Origin of the sequence: Deinococcus taeanensis (genome assembly GCF_020229735.1) — a bacterium.
Taxonomy (GTDB): domain Bacteria; phylum Deinococcota; class Deinococci; order Deinococcales; family Deinococcaceae; genus Deinococcus; species Deinococcus taeanensis.
Window position 1 is genome coordinate 2,224,490 of record NZ_CP083455.1, and the last position, 20,781, is coordinate 2,245,270.

General features: G+C 61.3%; 19 protein-coding genes, 3 tRNA genes and 1 pseudogene. 11 read left to right on the forward strand and 12 right to left on the reverse strand.

Going from position 1 to position 20,781, the window contains the following annotated elements; translation table 11 throughout:
- Positions 1-3: 3 nt before the first annotated feature.
- The 4 genes from LAJ19_RS10695 (at position 4) to LAJ19_RS10710 (ending at position 2,314) form a co-directional block, all read left to right on the forward strand.
- Positions 4-561: a hypothetical protein gene (locus LAJ19_RS10695; RefSeq protein WP_225475744.1), complete on the forward strand. Its 558-nt coding sequence runs from the start codon at positions 4-6 to the stop codon at positions 559-561.
- 52 nt (positions 562-613) lie between these two features.
- Positions 614-901, forward strand: a complete 288-nt coding sequence (locus tag LAJ19_RS10700) for a transposase (protein ID WP_225475745.1) — start codon at positions 614-616, stop codon at positions 899-901.
- Positions 902-990: 89 nt separating this feature from the next.
- On the forward strand, positions 991-1,755 hold the full coding sequence (locus LAJ19_RS10705; protein WP_225475746.1) for an integrase core domain-containing protein: 765 nt from the start codon (positions 991-993) through the stop codon (positions 1,753-1,755).
- On the forward strand, positions 1,736-2,314 hold the full coding sequence (locus tag LAJ19_RS10710; RefSeq protein ID WP_225475747.1) for an HNH endonuclease: 579 nt from the start codon (positions 1,736-1,738) through the stop codon (positions 2,312-2,314). Before LAJ19_RS10705 ends, LAJ19_RS10710 begins: the two co-directional genes overlap by 20 nt.
- Before the next feature lie 20 nt (positions 2,315-2,334).
- Here LAJ19_RS10710 and LAJ19_RS10715 read toward each other — a convergent pair whose 3' ends face one another.
- The 4 genes and pseudogenes from LAJ19_RS10715 to LAJ19_RS10730 all read right to left on the reverse strand — a co-directional run bounded on the left by LAJ19_RS10715 (position 2,335) and on the right by LAJ19_RS10730 (position 6,156).
- The gene (locus LAJ19_RS10715) at positions 2,335-2,595 is read right to left on the reverse strand and encodes a hypothetical protein (protein ID WP_225475748.1); all 261 of its coding nucleotides are present in this window, start codon (positions 2,593-2,595) and stop codon (positions 2,335-2,337) included.
- Between the two features lie 25 nt (positions 2,596-2,620).
- The gene (locus tag LAJ19_RS10720) at positions 2,621-3,562 is read right to left on the reverse strand and encodes a hypothetical protein (protein ID WP_225475749.1); all 942 of its coding nucleotides are present in this window, start codon (positions 3,560-3,562) and stop codon (positions 2,621-2,623) included.
- A gap of 224 nt (positions 3,563-3,786) precedes the next feature.
- Positions 3,787-4,110, reverse strand: a complete 324-nt coding sequence (locus LAJ19_RS10725; RefSeq protein ID WP_225475750.1) for a hypothetical protein — start codon at positions 4,108-4,110, stop codon at positions 3,787-3,789.
- Between the two features lie 874 nt (positions 4,111-4,984).
- Positions 4,985-6,156, reverse strand: a pseudogene (locus LAJ19_RS10730) (IS3 family transposase).
- Between the two features lie 11 nt (positions 6,157-6,167).
- On the opposite strand from LAJ19_RS10730, the gene LAJ19_RS22260 reads away from it, so the two are divergent.
- On the forward strand, positions 6,168-6,428 hold the full coding sequence (locus LAJ19_RS22260; RefSeq protein ID WP_490713220.1) for a type II restriction enzyme NmeDI-related protein: 261 nt from the start codon (positions 6,168-6,170) through the stop codon (positions 6,426-6,428).
- A 132-nt stretch (positions 6,429-6,560) separates the two neighbouring features.
- Positions 6,561-6,767: a hypothetical protein gene (locus LAJ19_RS10740; RefSeq protein ID WP_225475751.1), complete on the forward strand. Its 207-nt coding sequence runs from the start codon at positions 6,561-6,563 to the stop codon at positions 6,765-6,767.
- 36 nt (positions 6,768-6,803) lie between these two features.
- On the opposite strand, the gene LAJ19_RS10745 is transcribed toward LAJ19_RS10740, so the two are convergent.
- The 5 genes from LAJ19_RS10745 to LAJ19_RS10765 form a co-directional block, all read right to left on the reverse strand.
- Positions 6,804-7,853, reverse strand: coding sequence for a barstar family protein (locus LAJ19_RS10745; protein WP_225475752.1), 1,050 nt, complete (start codon positions 7,851-7,853; stop codon positions 6,804-6,806).
- Between the two features lie 120 nt (positions 7,854-7,973).
- A complete protein-coding gene (locus LAJ19_RS10750; RefSeq protein ID WP_225475753.1) occupies positions 7,974-8,468 on the reverse strand; it encodes a hypothetical protein in 495 nt (164 codons plus the stop codon).
- A 60-nt stretch (positions 8,469-8,528) separates the two neighbouring features.
- Positions 8,529-9,431, reverse strand: coding sequence for a tyrosine-type recombinase/integrase (locus LAJ19_RS10755; RefSeq protein ID WP_225475754.1), 903 nt, complete (start codon positions 9,429-9,431; stop codon positions 8,529-8,531).
- Positions 9,432-9,544: 113 nt separating this feature from the next.
- Positions 9,545-9,630, reverse strand: a tRNA-Leu gene (locus LAJ19_RS10760).
- Between the two features lie 76 nt (positions 9,631-9,706).
- Positions 9,707-9,783: transfer RNA gene (locus tag LAJ19_RS10765), tRNA-His, on the reverse strand.
- Positions 9,784-10,171: 388 nt separating this feature from the next.
- On the opposite strand from LAJ19_RS10765, the gene LAJ19_RS10770 reads away from it, so the two are divergent.
- A complete protein-coding gene (locus tag LAJ19_RS10770) occupies positions 10,172-11,314 on the forward strand; it encodes an acyl-CoA dehydrogenase family protein (RefSeq protein WP_225475755.1) in 1,143 nt (380 codons plus the stop codon).
- An 18-nt stretch (positions 11,315-11,332) separates the two neighbouring features.
- On the opposite strand, the gene LAJ19_RS10775 is transcribed toward LAJ19_RS10770, so the two are convergent.
- Entirely contained in the window at positions 11,333-12,406 is a 1,074-nt protein-coding gene (locus LAJ19_RS10775; protein ID WP_225475756.1) for an alpha/beta hydrolase, read from the reverse strand.
- A 252-nt stretch (positions 12,407-12,658) separates the two neighbouring features.
- Here LAJ19_RS10775 and lon point away from each other — a divergent pair, with 252 nt between their 5' ends.
- From lon to LAJ19_RS10795, 4 genes are all read left to right on the forward strand, one after another.
- A complete protein-coding gene (gene lon / locus LAJ19_RS10780; protein WP_225475757.1) occupies positions 12,659-15,103 on the forward strand; it encodes an endopeptidase La in 2,445 nt (814 codons plus the stop codon).
- 93 nt (positions 15,104-15,196) lie between these two features.
- Positions 15,197-16,069 carry a hypothetical protein gene (locus LAJ19_RS10785; RefSeq protein ID WP_225475758.1) on the forward strand — a complete coding sequence of 291 codons (873 nt, stop codon included), beginning with the start codon at positions 15,197-15,199 and terminating at the stop codon, positions 16,067-16,069.
- 55 nt (positions 16,070-16,124) lie between these two features.
- Positions 16,125-16,652: a YqgE/AlgH family protein gene (locus LAJ19_RS10790; RefSeq protein ID WP_225475759.1), complete on the forward strand. Its 528-nt coding sequence runs from the start codon at positions 16,125-16,127 to the stop codon at positions 16,650-16,652.
- Positions 16,653-16,728: 76 nt separating this feature from the next.
- Positions 16,729-16,803, forward strand: a tRNA-Asn gene (locus LAJ19_RS10795).
- Between the two features lie 95 nt (positions 16,804-16,898).
- On the opposite strand, the gene LAJ19_RS10800 is transcribed toward LAJ19_RS10795, so the two are convergent.
- Positions 16,899-17,981, reverse strand: a complete 1,083-nt coding sequence (locus tag LAJ19_RS10800) for a tyrosine-type recombinase/integrase (RefSeq protein WP_225475760.1) — start codon at positions 17,979-17,981, stop codon at positions 16,899-16,901.
- Positions 17,982-18,489: 508 nt separating this feature from the next.
- Complete coding sequence (locus tag LAJ19_RS10805) at positions 18,490-20,514, reverse strand: carboxypeptidase regulatory-like domain-containing protein (RefSeq protein ID WP_225475761.1); 2,025 nt, start codon at positions 20,512-20,514, stop codon at positions 18,490-18,492.
- Between the last annotated feature and the right edge of the window lie 267 nt (positions 20,515-20,781).

Below are 20,781 nucleotides of genomic sequence, written 5' to 3' on the forward strand. Positions count from 1 at the left end.
AAGATGAATCCTGTTTATCGTGTTCTAGACGATGATGGAAAAGAGCTTGACGCAGCACTAGAGGTGTCACGCACAAGCATCATTTTGCGAGCGAGAGGTGGGACACGAGGAGAAGGAGCCATAAACACTGACTACACCACTGTCCTTCGGCTCATCCTGTCGAGGCTGGTGATTGACGGACGCATCCGTATCAAGCAGGCCTACGTAGACAGCAGGTCAGTCCAAGAACTGGATATTGAAGACCGACTGATTTTCTCGGGCACAGATACTGCCCTTACACCTGACGAAGCCTTCTCCAAAATGAGCCGAGCAATGGAGCACATTGGCCAGAAGAACGGCAAGAGTGGAAAGGGAAATCGGACTAAGCGCATCTGTATCGAGCTGGACTTGCCTACATATGCCGCGGGCTTCGAGCGAATGCTCAGGGGGGAAAAGCAGATAGATCGCATTTCTGCCTCCGATTTGCACAAGGTCACCGCTGAGCACATCCTGCAGGCGATTCAAAAGCTTCAGGCAGGATACGAGGGGCATGGCTTTGGACCGGTAGTGCTCCAAGGATGACTTTCAGCACCTGACCCTCTCGATGCGAGGGACGAGCACACTGGAGATCATCATGGGGAAACAGCGAAAAACCTGGAGCACCGACGTCAAAGAAGCCATCGTCCTCAGCGTGCTGCGGGGCGAACTCGGAGTCGCGGAGGCAGCCCGTCAGCATGGAGCCAACGAGAGCCTGATCCACACCTGGAAAACACAGTTTCTGGAGGCGGGCCGTGCCCGCCTCTCTGGTGACCGACCAGACCAGGGCGTGACCATCCTGGAACGGGAGAATGACCGTCTCAAACGCATCGTGGCCGAAAAGGAACTGGAGCTCGATATTGCGCGAAAAGTGCGACGGCTCTGACGCTGGACGAGCTGATCGTTCTCTGGCAGAGCCGGCCGCACCTCAGCCTGCGGCGTTTTGCCCAGTACGCCAGCGTGCCGTACTGGCGGATGCGGGACCATCAGCACAGCGCGCCCGCGCGCTGTGCCAAGCAGCAGCACCGTGACGCACTGTACGAGAAGGTACGCCAGGCGGCGTTGCAGCATCCAACGTCTGGATACCGGCTGCTGTATCAGGAACTCAAAGCTCAGGGCGAAGAGATTGGCCTGCACAAGATCCGTGTCGCACTCGGCGAATTGCACCTTCACCCACCGCTGCCTCGAAAGACCCGGAAACCTTCCCCGAAGGTTTCCGCACCACAAGACTGGCCGGAAGGTCGACGGGTGCAGATTGACGCGACACGGCTGTCGCTGCCCGACGGGGTCTGTTGGATTTACTTCGTGCTGGACGTTACCTCGCGGGTGGTGCTGGCCAGCCGGGTGGTACGGAGCCTGTCGATGCACCTCGCCAAACTGACGCTCGACGAGGCGGTCGCCGTGCTGCGTGCTCAGGGCCACCACAAGCGCATCCTGGTCCAGAGTGATGGAGGCAGTGATTTCACCAGTGACCTCTTTCAACAGGGCTGTTTGATGTACGGCAACTGGGTGCGCTGCAAAGTGTCTCAGCCGGGAGGAACCGGTATCCTCGAACGCCTCAACCGGACCTACAAATACCAGTTCGCCTTCCGCCAGGACTGGCAGTCCATGGCCGATGTCCGGGCCGCCATGCCGGACTTTCACCGCTGGTACAACCACGAGCGCCGTCATTCGGCGCTCGGCTACGCCACGCCTTGGTCTACACTCACCTTATCGGCGAATGCTCGCAACGCCGCTTGAAGTCAAACCTGGAGCATTACCACCCTCCACTGACTATGACTTGGTGCTAGCGACTGGCGAGCGCCTGCCGCTTAAGGCTGTATTTGGGCTTGCCGCTACAGAGGCATTAGGTTTCCCAGTTCTTCCTAAACATTTCACTGGTGGGGTGGATTCGACCTGTTTTCGCCTCCTCAAAGAGGCAGGGTTTGAGATGGTGCCGAAGGGGCATCCCATGACACCGATCCGACCCCTTGAGTCCCGAGAGGAGCGTAGATGGGCGGAAGGCAACCCCAAACTGGTCAGCCACCTCAAGAGAGAAAGAGCACCTGGTCTGGCACAGGCCAAGAAAGCGGAATTCAAGCGACTGCATGGGCACCTGTCGTGTGAGCGCTGCAAAGAGAATCCTGTGGAGAAGTACGGTGCCTTTGGAGAAGCCTGCATTGAGGTTCACCACAAGCGCGTCCAGGTTAAGGACATGAGCGAGGGTCATGTAACCAAGCTGTCTGACCTGGAGTGTCTCTGCGCGAATTGTCACCGAATCGAACATGCGAAACTAAAAAGAGCCCAGGCACGCGCCTGAGCTGATATTGAGGAATTAGTTTAGCTATCTGTATCGGAGACATTCTCCCCAAGCAGGACCAGCTCACCTGTCTGAGGATCGAAGCCAAAATTCAGGTGAATATTTCTCGTGCGGCCTTGCCCTAGGTCAATGGTGTGGGTGTAGCTATAGCTGTACTTGGGTACTGCAGACTTGAGGTACACCCCTGAGGCTGTCTGGGCGTCAGCCAAGGCCCTTACGAGGTTGATAGCCTCCGACAGTCCATCAATTGCTTTTAGAATAATTTTATTGTGTTGATTCATAGTTAATCCGCCCGTTTTTTATGTTTTATTCACGTGTCTCTGTTGGATATTTTCCGCCTATTAACTGGATATTGGAAGTTTTAAGAATTACATCCAAACAGGGAGCCGCTGATTCACGTTTACATGCCGTTGCCTGTATCTCACTTCGCATTCGAGCAGCCGCAGAAACCTGCTTCAGCCTCTCCCGCACCGCTCTAATGGCACCCATAGCAAGCTGCGGCTTGGCATTCGGTTGATCCTGCAGGAGGTGAATCGCCTCTTCGCTCCGTATGTACTCCCTGTAGATGGAGGCTGCCGTCTCTAGCAGTGTGCCCAGATGCTGCCCGCCCAGGTCTGAGACGCATTGCTGCACCTCGTCCAATACGTCTTTGTGTTTGAATTCAGGAGGCAGGCCGAGTCGGTCGATTTCCGAGAGGTACAAGGCAGTGGAGAAAGCCTGAGAATTTCTTGCTGTTACCTGGTTCGACTCTTGCCCATGCACAGTGCATTTCGTTGGGGCAAAAATTCGCTTGAACTCTGTTGCCAACCGTGCTTGAGCCTCAGGCACAGCAGCCTGCTCAGCTAACTCCATGAGAAAAGTACGCTCCAACTTTGTTGTGGTATCAACGGAGCCCATTAAAAAATAGGTACCCACATTACCCAACGGCACTTTACGAATCAGGTCTATGCTCTCCAGTCGTGACAAACTCAATTCAACTGTAGATTTGCTATAGCCTGTATCCCGCTGGATTTCGTCAATGCTACTCAGAACGCCTAATTGACCCAACCTATATCTCTCTGCCATTATTTTGGTTGGCTCATGATTATAGTTATTGTACGCGGGCGCGCCGCTGTGATAGACCCAACTCAACAAGTGGAAATAGATATAACCTGCTGCCGTTGTTAGTAAATATTTACTTTCGGGGATTTTTACGATACCAACTGGCAGTTGCAAGAAGTGCAGCTTAGCTTTTGGTTGATTTGACATATAACTCCTCTGCAGAATTTTGCGAAGTCTCCCGATGCAATAGGAAGAGAGCCTCCCTGTGAATCAGGAACCTTTGAGCGTTTTAAGATCAGGTTTTCGTACGTCTGGGACGAATATTTTCGCAGTGCTCTCAATCTTAGGTAGATAACCTAGGTAGATCTAAAAGATAAAAGAAGCGAACTCATCGTTCGCTCATACAAAGAACGAACAGGATTGAAAGTGAATCAAGGTGGACCGTGGCTGTACAGCACAGCAAACCTGCGTTTTGCTTCCTTTGAAGTCTTAGGTCGGCCCAGGTCATCCCACAAGTCAACCCACCCCTTCGGGCTGAGCTTGAGATTGAATGCTTCAATCAGCGGAGCAATGCACCCCTCTATCACTGCCAACATTGCTGTGTCTGGGTCGGCAGTATTGTCGGGCAACTTCCAAGTAGAACGGCTAGGCGCAGAACTGGGCACATATCTTTCGGCCCCTGAATTAAAGCCCCACTCGTCTGATTTACGGCTTGCGCCCAGGCCCTTTGCTGTTAGTAGATCGATTGCTTTCATGACCACAGTTTAGCCGTGAGCAGAATTACTAGCTGTAGTTTACATGCTTGCATGAGGAGCTCTCATAAAGCCGAGCGAGTCATGAGGGGGATGAGGAGACTGTAAAATCCCCCCTAAATTTCTCATACTTCACTGCTGAGCCCTGACTATTTCAGGAAGGTCAGAACATAGCGTGAAAATAGCCTGCAGCCTGACGGAGACCCCTCTATCTTGGGATGTGTCCAGTGTCCCTACAAAGGCGTTGGGGGCCTCTTGGCCATTGCCACCTCAATCGATAGGCAACCATGTATCACCGTCTCAATCAGTAGCGCCTGATCACGCCATCGAGCTCAAGCGAATAAGATGACCGCAATGGCATCAGCGCTCAACGAAGACTTCTGGCTTGCCCTCTTCACAGGACAGACGTGGGATGAGTTTCGAGAAGCAGGTGCTACGACAATTGGATTTCGTGCCGCAAAGAGCACGACAGTCGCTAAGGTCCGCCCTGGCGATAAGTTGCTGTGTTACGTCACAGGGGTCATGCGCTGGGTAGGAGTGCTAGAAGTTGTTGGTCCAAGCAATGATTCCAGGGCTATATGGGCTGGCGACTTTCCTGTGCGTCTAGAGGTGCGCTCTGTTCTTCAGTTAAATCCAGAAAATGGTGTGCCTATGGGTGACCTGGAGGGCAAGGTCGCCTTCTACAGGGGCTCTCAGGATGCTGGCAAATTCAAAGGCATCGTCAGAAGCAGCCCAAATCGCCTCAGTCAACAAGACGGTCATCTGCTGGTCGAGCTGCTTCAGGAGGCCCACCGCAATCCCACCGTGCGACCTGTGGACAAGCGCAAGCTGTACAAAGCTGAGCGGAGTGTTGATCTGTCAAGGGTTTGGTGGAGCCTCAGTTCAGGATGTAAGCCTGCTCCTCGAAGGCCGTCGGTGACTGATACCCCAACGACGAGTGACGACGGCGACGGTTATAGAACACTTCAATCCACTCGAACACCTCTGTCCGTGTCTGGGCACGGTCCCACTGCGCTTCACCAAGCCCCATCTCCGTCTTCAATGTCGCAAAAAAGCTTTCCTGGACAGCATTATCCCAACAATCCCCCGCCTCGCTCATACTCTGAACGGCCTGCAGTCTGTCCAGCGCCTGCTGGTACACATCGCTCGTATACTGGCTCCCTCGATCCGAGTGATGCAGGAGTCCGCCTGGTGGTTTCCGACGCGCTACGGCCATCTCCAACGCCGCTGTGACCAGCGGCGTCTGAAGTCGCTCATTCAGCGCCCAGCCGACAATTTTCCTCGAGTACAGGTCCATGACCGTTGCCAAGTACAACCAGCCATCACGGGTGGGTAGGTACGTCATATCCGTGACCCACTTCTGGTTCGGGGCATCCGCAGTGAATGCCCGATCAAGAATGTTTTCTGCGACTGGACGCGAAGATTTCGTTTTGGTCGTCGTACGGAACTTCCGTTTCCCACGTGCGACAAGCAGGGCTTGTCGCATGAGCCGCCTGATCCGCTGACGACTGACCTGCTCTCCCTGTGCCTTCAGGTCGGCTTGGATGCGCAGCGCCCCGTATGTTCCCCGGCTTTCCTCGAAGCTGGTCCTGATTTTCTCGATCAGCACGCGGTCTTTTGTGATCCTCTTGCTCTCCGGCCTTCCCCGCGAAGCGTAGTACCCGCTGATGCCCACCTCGAGAACCCGGCACATCAGTTCCACTGGGAACTCGTTCTGGTGCCCCTCGATGAATTTGAAGATCAGGGCTGCTTCGCGAAGAAGGCCAGTGCTTTTTTCAGAATATCCCGTTCCTGTCGTGCAATTTCCAGTTCCCGCTCCAGTTCCTTGAGTCGAGCCTCCTGTGGTGAAAGGGCGGGGATTCCCCGCCCGGTGAAGGCTGGGCGGCCAGCGGCCGTCTGGGTGTCCTGCTGCTGCTTCCACCGGACCACGTAGTGAGGGGGAACGCCAAGGTCACGGGCAATCTGGGCGCAACTCTTTCCGGTCGTGCGGACCAGCCGGACGGCTTCTTGTTTGAACTCAGCGGTGAATTTCTGCTTGGGTACGGACATTCTGTCCTCCAGTGTGGATCACACTGAACTTACCCTCCACCAAACTCTATCCAGTTCACTACCTGGTTGCCCCAGATGAGCGTCGAGCCAAGGTGGCGCAAGAGATTCGACGACCAACGTTCCAGCTTCGGAGCAAACCATTGTATGCCGTATGTGGGTTTCTCCCCTTTTCGACGCTGGTGGAAAAGATCGAAGCGATCAGACGGTTGAACATTGCCGCAAGCCTCAGCCCCTCGTTCCTAGAACAAACAGCTGAGTATTTCGACCAATAAACCCAGGAAATACCCCATGTCATCGTGCGGGTTCTTTCGGTCCAGCCAAGCGAAAAGCTCGTAGTCGGCCACCTTCAAAGCCTACCAGCCAAGAACCTTGCCACCTTAGGGGCGCTGTACGAGACTGCCTCAATGCCACTTTCCCGTCTGGATGCCAACCTTGCAATTCTGAAGCTGCTGCAGGAAGCGGTCGAGACTCAGCCTGACCAGAGGTTCGGCCAGCTGTTGTGGAATATCGGCGTTCTGATACCTGGGGAGGAAGGAGGCATCACGGACCCATACCAAGACGAATCAACGACGATCCTTCGACGGATGGAAAAGCGCAAGCAGGCGCTCTAGCGGAGATTATTGACAGTTCCAAGAGTCTGGGTCAGGTTAAACGGTGCCATCAGTCGCCCATGAGTCAAAGGTCCTCCAGACCCGTTGTTTCTCTAGGCTCACCAGGTCCTGTTCCACCACGTCACGCGTTGACGTATGAAACAGCACCTCCAGCGTACCTCTCTGGGTCACCTGAAGTTCGGTCGCAAGGTCGAGTAAGACATCCAAATACATGATGCGCTCGTCTGGACTGACCTGAGGCAGGGCATGATGATTGACACGCAGATGGGTCAGCACGTTCGGATAAACGCACCGCAAACAGTCCCAGAAGGCATTGAAGTTCCTGCCGAAATACGTACTGTCCTCAAAAATGGGGTTAAGGTGCTGACGCTGCTCGTCATAAATACACACGCCATAGCGCTCGAAGACCTCTTGGACATTCTGGAGGCCAGCGGGAAGGTCTACCGTCAGCCCACACACTGCAGGAGAGAGTGGCTTTGAGAACGTGATGCACGACCGCAGCGCCTGGGTATGCGACGTGCTCTGGGTCCAGGCTCGAGGATCCAGGCTGAATTCCGTTCGATTCCGCCATGAGGTTGACTGCACGCCTCGCCAGGTGGTCTCGGGATGGGTTTCACTAAGGATGGCAAAAGTCCCCATCCAGGCCTCAAGCGTGGTCCTGTTCGTGTCGGGCATCACCACAATCAGGGGCTCCATGGGCAAAGCGAAGCAGAATCGATACCCCGTTCCTGCAGGCTCAACCCAACTGACGCACTCCACGACTTCAGGGCCCAGGCCGAGAGTGACGCCTCGGTAGAGCTCTGTCTTGGCACTCCAGTCCCAATCAGGTCGATCAGGCTCCCGCCTGTCATCGAACCCTTCTTCCAACAGACCTTGAGACCAGACGCCTCTCAGGTGTGGATGGCGCCACACATCCACCCAAACATCCCCTAATTGACTGGCCTGCGGCACATCAAGAGTCCACTGCAGCATGGTGTCCCATTGGCTGGGATCGGAGAATAGCTTGGGAACACGGTCCCACCACTCGGTGTGATCAAAGGGGTGCCGAGTTCGGGAGAGCCAGTGAGTCAAGCGCTCAGACGCCATACGCGCAGTCTATGGCGGTGCATTGCGCCGTCTTTCATAGGCCTGGGTACGGAGCTGCAGCCATTTATCATCCTGAGCTGCTCCGTTGCTAGACCATCTGCATTTCGTCTGACCACGTACTTAGTTGTGGCCGTATCCACTGAGCCACGTATCAAGATCCTCCTGCAGCGCGTCGAGGGACTCCTGGGTGCGGCCGTTTTGGATCGATTCCAATCGCTCCGAGAACATGCCGAGCGAAAAGCCATCTCGCACAAATACGCGAGCAAGGTCCTCATGCAGGATGAAGTCACCCTGCTTCAGGTGTCGGTCCACCAGCATGAGTACCTCAACGACTTGAGTCACGGACAGGTCACCACTCACCATCTCTTCCAGTAACCCATAGGCAAGGTGCCCGAAGCTCTGCCCGTCTATGACAGTTTCCGCGATGAGACGGAGGCCTCTACTGATGTCTGTGGCTTCCGTTGATTCCAGAAGTTTTAACGCCTCAGGTTGCTTGACGAGTTCTGGCTCACCCTGTGCCCACAGGTGAACCACAGCTGTATCAGCGAGGCCGCTTTCAAACTGAAAAAAGTGGACAGTTGCCCACATCCGCGTAAGCCAATGCAGCTCCGTCAAAGATCCCTCCATACTCAGGCTCGAGCTTAGGTGCCGACAGCCAATTATTTCTCTTTACTTTCACAGGCGGTCGGCTGGGCTAGCCCTCAGGTGTGCCCTCTCCAGGTCATCATCACTCAAGCGGAGATATACCCGCGTCTGATCTAGCGAGGCATGCCCCATCATTTCCCGAAGTGTGAACACGTCCACACCGTTCGTGAGGGCCATTGTTGCGAAGGCGCGCCTCCAGGCATGAGGAGAGAGATGGGCGGGAGGAATGTCGGAGCTACTGGCGAGGCGCAGCATGAGGTTATGCAAACCGCTTTTGCTCATGGGCAGACCAGAGCGGTTCAAGAACATCTCTTGAATGTGAGGTCGTGCAGGTTTGCGCTCCCGCCGCTCATAAGTGGTGATGGCTTTGCCTGCCTTAATGCCTATGGGAATGCGCCGCTCTTTTTTGCGCTTGCTTGTCTCGGCTCTGACCCTGACCATGCCCCGTGCAAGGTCAATATCCCCCGTCTGAAGCTGCAGTAACTCAGACATGCGAACGCCAGTGTCCAGAAGCGTCAGGAGGATAGCTTGGTCGCGCAGGGGGTGACGGGTCTCCTTGGCAGCCTTCAGAGCGGCCTTAGCTTCCATCCCAGAGACTGCAGGGGGCAAGACCTGGGGAACAGGAGCCAGCTTGAAGCGAGCCATTGGATGGTTCGGGATCAGTTCCTCCTCAAAGGCCCATCTCAGGGTTGCCCTGATGCCACGCATGGTGGCGTGCTCACCTCCAGGCGCCAGCCCTCGCTGACGCAGATGCAGAACGAAGCCCTGGAGGAGAGGTTTGTTCACGGCACTGAGGTCAGGGGCAATGCCTTCTGATGCCATGTATCGTTCCAGGCTCGTGATGGTCTGTCGGTAGTAATCGACGGTGCCCTCAGAGCGGCGCAGGCTCAGAAGGTGACGGCGGTGGATTTGGTGCAGCTCTGACAGGTTCATGGGGCCTCCTGTAGCTGCTTTGATGGGTACAAGATTCGGTATGTAAACCACCGTTTCGGGAGGAATTTTCGAAGCACCCAAAAAGGTAAAAAGCCCGCCTAAGCGAGCTCTTTTGGTGCGAGGAAAGGGACTTGAACCCTCACTCCCTACGGGAACCAGATCCTAAGTCTGGTGCGTCTACCAATTCCGCCATCCCCGCACGCTGTGTCCTGCCGCCAGGACCCCTGCAAGAAAAAACCCGGCCCGGGGCTTACGCCTGGGGCCGGGGTTCAAAGTGGGGTGGATTATGGGATTTGAACCCACGACCTCCGCTTCCACAGAGCGGCGCTCTAACCGGCTGAGCTAAACCCACCACTGCTGCCCACAACTCGCAGGCCCACACAGCTTAAGGGCGGCGGGGCAGACTGTCAATCCTGCCCCGCCGGGCCGCCCTCTGCGTTCAGGAGTTCAGGTCCGCCCACAGGGCGCCTGCCCGCGCGCCGGAAGCAGGCACGCCCTCCAGACCGGTGCGGCCGCGCCACGTGGAGGTGGGTGGCGGACGTGACCTTCAGGTTCTGTTGGACCGCCAGGGGCCGTACTGTGAGCGGCCGTCCAGGTGAGCGTGCAGGCGCCACAGGCGTTTCTGGGCTGCAGGGTGCCCCGGCGGGTCTGGTGGTGCGGGCCTTCACCTGCAGCGGGCTTGCCCACGCGCCTGGCGGCTGATGGTGCAGAGGTCCTTGCGGGCGCTACGCTGTGCGCACATGAACTTTGAGCTGCCGGGCGACCTGCGGGATATGCAGGCCATCATCCGTGACTTCATGATCACCCGCGTGGAGGCCCGCGCGCAGGAGATCGAGCACACGAACAGCGTGCCGCCCGAACTGCTGCGCGAGGCGGCGGACCTGGGGCTGTTCGGGCTGAGTATTCCTGAGGAGTACGGCGGGGTGGGCCTGGGCGCGCTGGGCCGCTGCGCGGTGTACGAGGCCATGGGGCAGGGGCACATGGGGTTCGGCGGGGTGATCAGTGCGCACGCCAGTATCGGCACCAGCGGCCTGGTGAAGCTGGGCACGGACGAACAGAAGGCGCGTTTCCTGCCGCGCATGGCGACCGGGGAGTGCATTGCGGGGTTCGCGATCACCGAGCCCAGCAGCGGGTCGGACGCCGCGAACATCCGCACCCGCGCCGAGAGACGAGGAGATGTGTACGTGCTGAACGGCACCAAGCACTACATCAGCAACGCGCCCATTGCGGGCCTGCTGACGGTGATTGCCATTACGGACCCGGCGCGCGGCACGAAAGGCATGAGCGCGTTCCTGGTCGAGCCGCAGAGTACGCCCGGCGTCACGATCGGGAAGGTTGACGAGAAGATGGGCCAGAAGGGGGCCCTGAGTGCCGAGGTGATCTTCCAGGACGCTGAGATTCCGGCCGGCAACCTGCTGGGGCCGGAGCACCTCGGGTACCGCGAGGCGCTGGGGATTCTCACGAATGGTCGGGTGGGGATCGCGGCGCGCAGCACCGGCGCCATGCAGCGCCTGCTGGACCTCAGCGTCGAGCACGCCCGGCACCGCGAGCAGTTCGGGCAGCCCATCGCGCAGTTCCAGGCAGTGCAGTTCATGCTGGCCGAGATGGAGATCGCCATTCAGACGAGCCGGGTGCTGTGGCAGAAGGTGGCGTGGATGGTGGACCAGGGGCAGGACGTGCGGCGCATGGCGAGCGTTGCCAAGTACCACGCCACTGAGGCCCTCTCGCAGGTCGCCGACAAGGCCGTGCAGGTCGCCGGTGGAATGGGGTACATGAAGGACTCCCCGGTGGAGCGCTACTACCGGGATCAGCGGCTGCTGCGCATCTACGAGGGCACCAGCGAGATTCAGAAGATCATCATTGCTGCGGACCTGCTGCGCTGAGCCTGGCCGCGCCGGTCGTCAGTTCAGGCCGGTCAGCCACCAGTTCAGGAACAGTGGCAGGCGGGCCCGCCAGGCAGGCTCGTCATGCCAGTGGCCTTCGCCGGTAGTGAATTTCGCTTCGCGGACATGAGGGCGCAGGCGGCCCGTGAGCGCGCGGGCCAGGGTGATGAGGTCCTGGGCCTGGGCGAGACTGCTGCCTTCGTGGTCTCCCATGTCGATCCACACGCGTGCGCCGGGGTCGGCGCGGCCGTCGAGCCAGCGCAGGAACTGATGCCCGGCGGGCCACACGGCGGGGCTGAACACGCCGAGGGTGCCGTACGTGCCCGGGTCGCGCAGGCCGGCGTAGGCGGTGATCAGGCCGCCGAAGGAGGACCCCGCCAGCGCCGTGCGCGCCGCCGGCACGTGGCCGTAGCTGGCGTGCAGGTGCGGAAGGAGGGTCTGCCGCAGCCAGTCGGCGTACTCGTCGGCGCCGCTGGAGAAGGCGTTCATCTCGAATGGGAAGGGCACGTAGCGGCGGCTGCGTTCGTGGTTCACGGGCAGCGCCGCAACGCGCAGAGGCAGGCCGGCGTCTGTCATGGCCTGGGCGGCGCCGGCGGCGTCCCAGCTTTCTCCTGCGAAGGTGGGTCCGTCGTCGAAGACGTTCTGGCCGTCGTGCAGGATCAGCAGGGGCAGGGTCTGCCGGTCGTGACCGTCGGGCCACCAGAGGCGCACAGGCTGGCTGCCCCAGGGCGCAGGCAGGGTCAGTTCCTCACGGGGCGGAGCGCAGCGGCTGGGGCGGGAGCGGCCGAGCCGGGCGGTCTGCCAGCCGGCCACCTTGAGGGTCAGGGTGGTGTCGCCGCGCAGCACGGCGCGGTGGGCGGGGGCGCGCTGGCCCCACGGATCGCCTTCTTCCGTGACAGTTCCGTCAGGGCGCTGAAGGCGCACTTTGAGATTCAGCAGCTGGCCTTCGGGGAAGTCGGCGTGCAGGGTACCGGCGGGGGTGAAGGTCCAGCCGGTGGGGGTGCTGCTCCAGCCGCGGTGGTCGCCGGTGAGGAAGGCCTGACCGCTGGGCGTGCCGGGCGGAACGGTCAAGTGCACGGTGAGGCGGGGCATGGGCCGAGTGTAGGGGCTGGGGTGAGGCAAGAACGGGTGAAGGGCGCATCAGCTTCCCGTGAGGGTTGTGTCAGGTCGTTGGGGGTAGTCTTTTGGCGTGGAGGACGAGGTTTGCTCGGGCCATCTCGGATCGCGCTGAGGCTTGCCCCCACCCTGGAAACTTGATATATTCACACTCAAGTTTCCTGGTGATTGCATTTTCAGGAACCCGCTCTCAAGACGACCCACCCGGGCGAAAAGGAGTTCCGAGCCATGCCCAACCCCACCCTTCCCAGCAACGTGCCCGTCTGCCCCGTGCGCGGCAGCGTGATCTACCCGACCATGGTCCAGCACATCGACGCCAGCCGCGCCCTGTCCATCGGCGCGATTGAAGCCGCGATGAGCAGCGACAAAGTGATCCTGATCGTCTCCCAGAAGGACAAGGACATCGACGATCCCCGCGGCAGCGACCTGTACGACGTGGGCACGGCCTGCAATGTCCTGCGCGTGCGCAAGAACCCGGACGGCACCGTCCAGATGCTCGTGAGCGCCGTCGCGCGCGTGCGCGTCAGCAGCTATCAGCGCGGCGAGTACCTCAGCGCCGACATCACCCCGCTGGGCACCGAAAGCGATGACCCGGTCGAACTTCAGGCCCTGAGCCGCGAACTGCGCGACCGCTTCGAGGCCATCGCCCAGGGCGGCAAGCTGAATGCCGAAACTGTTCAGACCATCAGCAGCAAGGACGAGATCGGCGAAATGGCCGACCACATCGCCTTTAACCTCGACTTCAAACTCGAAGATAAGCAGGCGCTGCTGGAACTCCCCAGCCTGACCGCCCGCATCCGCAAACTGCTCACGCTGCTCGACACCGAACAGGAAGTGCAGGCCGTGCAGGCCCGCATCCGCGCGCAGGTGAAAGAAGAGATCGACAAGAACCAGCGCGAGTACTACCTGCGCGAGCAGATGAAGGTCATCCAGAAGGAACTGCAGGGCGGTGAGGGCGACGAGGACGCCGACGAAGCCGAAGCGTTCCGCACCAAGCTCGACGCCCTGGAGCTGCGGCCCGAAGTCCGTAAGGACATTGACCGCGAAGTGAACCGCCTGGCACGCATGCACCCCGACGCGGCCGAGGCCAGCGTAATCCGCACCTACCTCACCTGGATCACCGAACTGCCCTGGAACACCCGCAGCGACGATCAGCTCGACGTGGGCCAGGCCTCACAGATCCTGGACGACGACCACTACGGCCTGGAAAAAGTCAAGGACCGCGTGCTGGAATTCCTCGCGGTGCGCCGCCTGCGCAAGGAACGCGCCGAGCGCGGTGAACTCAGCGCCGAGGACGTCAACAAGGGCCCGATCCTGGTGTTCACCGGCCCTCCTGGCGTCGGCAAGACCAGCATCGCGCAGAGCATCGCCAAGGCGCTGGGCCGCAAGTACGTGCGCATCGCCCTGGGCGGCGCACGCGACGAATCGGACATCCGCGGTCACCGCCGCACGTACATTGGCGCCATGCCTGGCCGCCTGATTCAGGGCATCCGCAGCGCCGGCACGAAGAACCCCGTGATTCTGCTGGACGAGGTTGACAAGCTCGGCAGTTCCTACCAGGGCGACCCTTCCGCGGCGCTGCTGGAAGTGCTGGACCCCGCGCAGAACCAGCACTTCACCGATCACTACCTCGGCGTGCCCTTCGACCTGAGCGAGACGATGTTCATCGCCACCGCCAACTACCCCGAGCAGATTCCCCCGGCCCTGATGGACCGCATGGAAGTCATTGACTTCAGCAGCTACATCGAGCAGGAGAAGCTGGAGATCGCCAAGCGCTACCTGCTGCCCCGCCAGCTCACCGCCAACGGCCTGAAACCCAACCAGATCACCTTCACCGACGCCGCGCTGGAACGGCTCATCAGCCACTACACCCGCGAGGCCGGCGTACGCAACCTTGAGCGCGAGATCGGCACGGTGGCCCGCAAGGTCGCCCGGCGCATCGCCACCGGCGAAGTCAAGCGCGTGAAGGTCACCGACAAGGAACTCGACCGGTACCTCGGCCAGGCCCGCCACATTCCCGAAACGGAAGGCAAGGAGGACATGGTGGGCGTCAGCACCGGCATGTTCTACACCCCGGTCGGCGGTGACATCCTGTTCGTGGAGACCAGTATCAGCCCCGGTAAAGGCCTCGTGCTGACCGGCCAGCTGGGGGACGTCATGAAGGAAAGCGCCCGCGCCGCCCTGACGTACGCCAAGAGCAACGCCGAACGCTTCCACCTGGACCGCGCCCGCATCGACGACAGTGAAATTCACATTCACGTGCCCGCCGGGGCAATTCCCAAAGAAGGCCCCAGCGCAGGTGGCGCCATCACCACCAGCCTCATCAGCGCCCTGACCGGCATTCCTGCCCGCCATGACGTCGCCATGACCGGCGAGATGACCCTCACCGGCCGCTACCTGCCGATCGGCGGCCTGAAGGAGAAGGTCCTGGGCGCCCGCCGCGCCGGCATCAAGCACATCATCCTGCCCAAAGCGAACGAAGGGGACCTGCGTGACATTCCCCTGCACCTGCGCAGCTCCATGCGTTTCCACCCGTGCGAGACGGTGGACCAGGTGCTGGACGTGGCCCTCGTCGGCGGCCTGAAGGCCCTGGAAACCCCCCGCGGGACCAGCACCCCCGAACTGCCCGCTCCGAAACGCAAGAGTGCCCGCCGCAGCGACGCCCACGCGTAAGCCACCCCACCTCACGCCTCCCCGTCCACCCAGGACGGGGAGGTTGCTGCATGTCCGCCGCTCCCTGCCGCCCTCGCTCTAGACTTCCGGGACATGCGCCGCCTGCTCCTCGTGCTGCTCCTGACCACCCTGACCACCGCGCACGCCGCGTACTGCTATGACGTGCCCGGCGAGGACCGCACCCTGCTGCCCCGCTTTCAGGGGACCCCCAGACAGGTGGTCGAGATTCGCCGCGAATCCGATCCCGCCGCGCCGGACGACCCTGCACGCACCACCACCCGCACGTTCACCTTCCAGGGTGGTCGCCTGGCACACATCCAGACGCAGGCTCCCGGCGACCAGACCCAGACGCTCCTCACCCTGATCGGCAGGACCGGATACCAGCGCGCCTCAGTCAGGCTAGAGGCCCTGTTCAGCGGGAAGGGGGTTACGCTCGCCGACGTGCAGGAACAGCCCCGTGAGCCGGTCTCGCTGACCTTCGACGCGCAGGGCCGACTGACGGCCTACAGGGGCGTGTGGGAAGACCAGGCGCTCAACGCTCTGAAAGAACAGGTCAGCTGCACCTACTCCGCTGCGAAACGGCAGGTGGTGGAGCGTGTCACCCGCGCCGGAGTCGTGGCCTGGGTGACCACCGCGCAGCTGGACGAACGTGGGCGCCTGACCCGAAGGGAGATTGCCGCCAGCCTCCCCGGACCGGGCATGCGGAACACCCGGCAGACCACCTACACATACGCGCCGGACGGCACCGGCATCCGTGTGGACGAACGGGCGAACGGTGAACGTCTTCCCGCGCTGCTGATGACCACCGACGCCGCCGGGCGGGTCACGCACATTCAGATGGCCGACCTGGGCGACGTGCAGGAGCAGTGGCAGATCACCTACGACGCCCGCGGCAACTGGGTACGGCAGGTGGGCACCGTGCAGGGCCGCCCGTTCATGACGGTCACCCGCGACTACTCGTACTGACCGTGAAGATCAGTTCTGCCCCGGGTTCACCCGGACGGGGGGTATTCTGAAACGCATGAGCGCACCCGTGACGTTCCTGGTGGCCAGCCCGCACCTGCGCGGCGGGGTGTTCGAAGGTGCCGTGATCCTGCTGCTGGAGCACGACGCGAAGGGGGCCATGGGCCTGATCGTGAACGCCCCGATGGTGCAGACCGTCGAGGACCTGATGGCAGACGCCGCAGGCCAGCGGGACCCGGCGTGGCTGGGCGGCCCGGTGGACCCCACGCTGGGCTGGTGCCTGTACCCAGACCCCGTGGGACTGGACGGGGAAATCAAGCTGCTGCCGGGACTGAACGTGTCGAGCAGCTTGGACGTGCTGCGCGCCGTGATGGCCAGCCGGCAGCGGTACATGCTGGTGCTGGGGTACGCGGGGTGGTCGGGCGGGCAGCTGGCCGAGGAGGCCCGCGAGGGCGCGTGGGTGTGGGTGGAGCAGGACACGCCGGCGCTGCTGTGGGACGTACCGGCGCAGGAGCGGTGGCAGGCGGCCCTGGACCGGCTGGGCGTGCAGGCCGACCGGATCATGCCGGGTGGCGCGCAGGCCTGACGCCGAGCGGGGCTTGCGCGGCCTGGGAGTGCATGCTACTATCCCTCTCGCGCCGGAAACGGCCCGCCACCAGTGTTCGGCAGTAGCTCAGTGGCAGAGCATCCGACTGTTAATCGGACGGTCGTTGGTTCGACCCCAACCTGCCGAGCCAGGCAAACCCCCTCCCAGAGGGGGTTTTTTGTATTGCCTTTCGTGCCCAACGGTTCAGACGCCCGTTTCGTGCCCAACGCGTGCCCAACGGAACTGCTAGCCGTCGGCGTCTGAGTCTTGCGTGAGCGTCGAGAAATCCAGGGTCAAGGCCTCACGTTCCTTCTGAAACACGGTCCGGTAACGGTCCTGGGTGAACGACGGGCGGGCGTGCCCCACGTGCGCACTGATCACCTCGACCGCCTTCCCCTGCTGCCCATGAATGGAAATGAAACTGTGCCGGAGCACATGCGTCCCCTTGTACGGCACCTCCGCTTTCCTGCACAGGTCCTGCATGAGCTTATAGACGTTATCCGGCAGGATCGGCAGCCCCCGCGAGGTCGTGAACACCGCGTCACTGCCCACGTAGCGCGCGCCCTGCGCCTCCCGGTCAAGCGCGACCTGCCGCGGCATGTCCCGCAGGAGGCTCAGGGCGTCCCCGGTCACCGGAATGGTGCGGCGCGACCGAGCCGTTTTCGGCGTGGTTCTGTGGGCCTTGCCGCTCAGACTGACCAGCGCTTCCCGGATGTGCACCAACCCGCTGTCCAGGTCAACGTTCTCCCACCGGAGGCCCAACGTCTCCCCTATCCGCATCCCCGTTGAGAGCATGAAGCAGAACGCCACCCCCCGGCGGTCCTGACGCGCCACCCGGTAGAAGCGACCCGCCTCCTCTTCCGTCCAGGCTTTCGACAACCCGTCCTGCGCGGCCTCGCGGGTAGACTTGGGCCGCACCACATCCGCCGGATTGCGGAGCAGGTCACCGTGCCTCACTGCCTCCGCGAACATCTGCCGCAGGATGTTGTGAATCTGCCGCTTCATCGAGTCACTGAGCGGTTTCCCCAGATCCTCCGCCCGGCGTTTGTCCTGATGCCTGAGGCCGGCGTAGAACGCCTCCAGATCACGTGGGGTAATGCTGGCCATCTTCCGCCCGCCTAGAGCGGGAATGATATGGGTGTCAATCATGTTGCGCTGGCCATGGCTGTATTTGGCTGCCTGCCCCTCCCGACGCACCTCATGCCACGCCAGCACGTACTCCTTGAGCGTCGTCTTCGGCGTGACGGCAAATTGTCCCCGGCGTGCGTCCGTCCGCACCTGACTCAGGGCTTCCTCCGCTTCCGTCTTGGTGCTGACCGTTCCACTCACGCGCTCTAGTTCCCCGTTGGGAAGCTCAACGGTCGCCCGCCATTGGAACCGCCCGGACGGGAGCCGGCGAATGGTACCGCGCCCGTTGCCACGCTTGGCTGTGTCCGCTTTTTTCGCCACAGTCCCCCCTCGTGTCTGTTCTGCGAAAACTATCCTTCCCGTTGGTTTTCAATGTACGGACGGGCCTGCCGTACGACTCGGCTTCTGGTTCAGTTGAAGTTTACTGGCAGGCGTGACCCACCAGCAAAAAACGTTGTGTCAACCGACCACGAGTGATTCCTGGCAAACTGGCAATCAGGAGTGGGGGCGGCTCTGCTGAAACAGGGCGCGGAGAGGTTCCAGGTCAGAGTCGGCAGGCATGAAATCCTGAATGCGGCCCAGGAAGCACCATTTCAGTTCATCCACTGTAAAGCCCTGGGACGCCACCACGTCTTGAGCAACGAATTCAAGCTCCCCTCCGCACCGGTCTCTAAGCGCAGTCCAGAGGGGAGCCTGGGGCAATGTTTACCTATTTCAGCTCTAGCGAGCCCCCTTCTTCAACCTGAACTTCCTGGGTAATCGGCAGAAGGTGAAGGTCGGCCATGACCCAGCCGTCTTCCGGCACAGTGAGCGTGGCAGTTACCAGCCGGGCGGTGGTGAGGAGGGCGCTGCCGTCCACGGACAGTAGCAGGTCATAGGTACCAGGCTGGACGCTGTTGAGTTTAAAGGTACCGTCCCCAGCCAGTCGAGCCTCATACGACCCCTCAGGACCGCTGAGCCGCACGACCAGGCTGGCCAGAGCCGGGGCGTCAGGAACCACCAGTTTGCCAGCCACCTCCCCTGCCGCAGGCCAGTCCAGCACCACTTGGCCCTGGACCGTGACGCCAGGCGAGAGGCGAATGGTCACTGTGCTTGTCTGACCACCCACTATGGTAACGGGGAGAGGCAGGGCGGGCCGGGCGCGCAGGCCCGCCACTGCGTCACCCTCCACGACGTTCAGCTGCACAGTGCCCTGCGGCACGTCCGGGAACACGAAGCGGCCGGTAGCGTCCGTGATGGTGGTGAGTTCGCCTGCCTGGAGGCGCAAGCCCGTGATGGGCTGCCCGTCAGGACGCAGCAGCCGGCCCTCAAGGCGACCCACGTCAGGACGGCGGCCGGTGATGAGTTCGAGCGGGTAGCTGAGCACCGCGCGCCATTGCGGGCGACTCTGGCCGTTCCCGACGGTGACTGACCCACTGACGGACAGGTCCGCCTGCTGAATTTTCGTATTCAGGCTGCCCGTTACAGTCCAGGGGGCACCGGATGAGGTGGGCGAGAGAATGCCAAGGTTGACGGCACCGCTGCGGATTCCAAAATCAGCACCAAGCCCTACAACCGGACGAACTGTCTTGGCCTGCAGGTTCAACTGGGCGCCCACCGTCGGCCGGAGGGTGATGGGCCCGGCGGGGATCACGGTGCTGGTCTGCATGACCGCCGTGCCGGACGACCACTTCAGGCGCGTGTCCCACGCAGCTTTCTGGTAGCGCACCTGGGCGTCCGTAACCTGACTGCCGATCCCTTTGACACTTACTTCAACGCTTTCTTTGGGGGCGTTCAGGCGACCAGTGACGGAAACCATGGCTGATGCGCCGGGCGTCATGGGGTCCCGCTGGTAGACGCCAGACACAGTGCCGCTCAGGTCCTTGCGGAACTGGTGACGCATCTCGGCGTTCACGGTCACGTCAGCATTTGTCTGTCCCTGGTACCCGGCCGCGCGGTACGAACCACTGACGGTGGCGGTGTTGGTCTGGCTCTGGTACGTCACGCCAATCGTGCCGCGGGCCGCGGTGGTGGTCAGGTCCATGGCCGCTCCGGCCCAGGCACGGACAGGGCCGGAGCGGCCGGTAGCGTCGGCGGCGACCGTGGTGCCAAGCCTGGAGGTTACGACGCCCAGGCTGGCCCCTGCCTGCGCCCCGACGTAGCGTACGGTGATGCCCCCAGCGAAGGCGCCTTCATGGCTACCCGCACTTACGTCGGCGTGCCAGGGGCCCTCCATGACGGTGCCACTGACCCCGAAGAGACTCGTACCAGCCTGCTGGGAGAGACCGGGGTGCGACAGGTGACCCGCAGCCACCGTGTAGGTTTTTGTGGTGTACCGAGCGCGCCACGTCGTGTCTGAGGCATACAGGTCGACCGTACCGGGCACCTTTGGGTGAATACGGCCGCTCAGGGCAAGTTCTGTATGCAGCGCAGGTCCCACGCTGAACCGGACCTGGCCCCGCAGAGTCAGGGCGCGCTCCGCGACCGGCAATTCACTGATCAGGGCCGCGCTGGTGGTCTGCTCTGTGCGAGTTAGACCACCCTGTCCCTGCACCTTCAGAGTGATCCGGCGGGTAGTGGCCTTGGAGCGAGGCAGGGTGCCGCTCACTGTGACGGTTGCGCGTTCCCCGGGCGCCAGGGTCAGGGTGGCCGGATTCACTCTTAGGCCCGCGGGGTCTGTACTGAGCGTCAGGTTCTCGGACAGATTCCCACTGTTCACCAGCATGTACTGGATGTCGACCTCACCGTCAATCATGGTCCGGGCACCTGGGAGAGTCTGAACATTCACTTCACGACGCGGCGCAATGCGCAGCATGGCACTGGCTTGAAGATCTCCGGCTCGCAGATGTACTGCGTACGCCCCCGCCGCCACTTGGGCAGGCGCTGTAACAGGAAGCAGCAGGGTGTACCGTTCACCCGGCGCGAGCGTCAGTGTTTCTACAGGGAACAGCAGGTGCCATCCTGCTGGAAGCTCCGGTTGGGGCGTTCCGCTCCAGGGGACTGCTGTGTCGTTGTGTACCTC

Bases quoted from the DNA above. Each gene is read 5' to 3' on its own strand.
- LAJ19_RS10695 (WP_225475744.1), top strand. From the start codon at position 4: ATGAATCCTGTTTATCGTGTTCTAGACGATGATGGAAAAGAGCTTGAC.
- LAJ19_RS10700 (WP_225475745.1), top strand. From the start codon at position 614: ATGGGGAAACAGCGAAAAACCTGGAGCACCGACGTCAAAGAAGCCATC.
- LAJ19_RS10705 (WP_225475746.1), top strand. From the start codon at position 991: ATGCGGGACCATCAGCACAGCGCGCCCGCGCGCTGTGCCAAGCAGCAG.
- LAJ19_RS10710 (WP_225475747.1), top strand. From the start codon at position 1,736: ATGCTCGCAACGCCGCTTGAAGTCAAACCTGGAGCATTACCACCCTCC.
- LAJ19_RS10715 (WP_225475748.1), bottom strand. From the start codon at position 2,595: ATGAATCAACACAATAAAATTATTCTAAAAGCAATTGATGGACTGTCG.
- LAJ19_RS10720 (WP_225475749.1), bottom strand. From the start codon at position 3,562: ATGTCAAATCAACCAAAAGCTAAGCTGCACTTCTTGCAACTGCCAGTT.
- LAJ19_RS10725 (WP_225475750.1), bottom strand. From the start codon at position 4,110: ATGAAAGCAATCGATCTACTAACAGCAAAGGGCCTGGGCGCAAGCCGT.
- LAJ19_RS10740 (WP_225475751.1), top strand. From the start codon at position 6,561: ATGCCACTTTCCCGTCTGGATGCCAACCTTGCAATTCTGAAGCTGCTG.
- LAJ19_RS10745 (WP_225475752.1), bottom strand. From the start codon at position 7,853: ATGGCGTCTGAGCGCTTGACTCACTGGCTCTCCCGAACTCGGCACCCC.
- LAJ19_RS10755 (WP_225475754.1), bottom strand. From the start codon at position 9,431: ATGAACCTGTCAGAGCTGCACCAAATCCACCGCCGTCACCTTCTGAGC.
- LAJ19_RS10770 (WP_225475755.1), top strand. From the start codon at position 10,172: ATGAACTTTGAGCTGCCGGGCGACCTGCGGGATATGCAGGCCATCATC.
- LAJ19_RS10775 (WP_225475756.1), bottom strand. From the start codon at position 12,406: ATGCCCCGCCTCACCGTGCACTTGACCGTTCCGCCCGGCACGCCCAGC.
- lon (WP_225475757.1), top strand. From the start codon at position 12,659: ATGCCCAACCCCACCCTTCCCAGCAACGTGCCCGTCTGCCCCGTGCGC.
- LAJ19_RS10785 (WP_225475758.1), top strand. From the start codon at position 15,197: ATGCGCCGCCTGCTCCTCGTGCTGCTCCTGACCACCCTGACCACCGCG.
- LAJ19_RS10790 (WP_225475759.1), top strand. From the start codon at position 16,125: ATGAGCGCACCCGTGACGTTCCTGGTGGCCAGCCCGCACCTGCGCGGC.
- LAJ19_RS10805 (WP_225475761.1), bottom strand. From the start codon at position 20,514: ATGATTGACGGTGAGGTCGACATCCAGTACATGCTGGTGAACAGTGGG.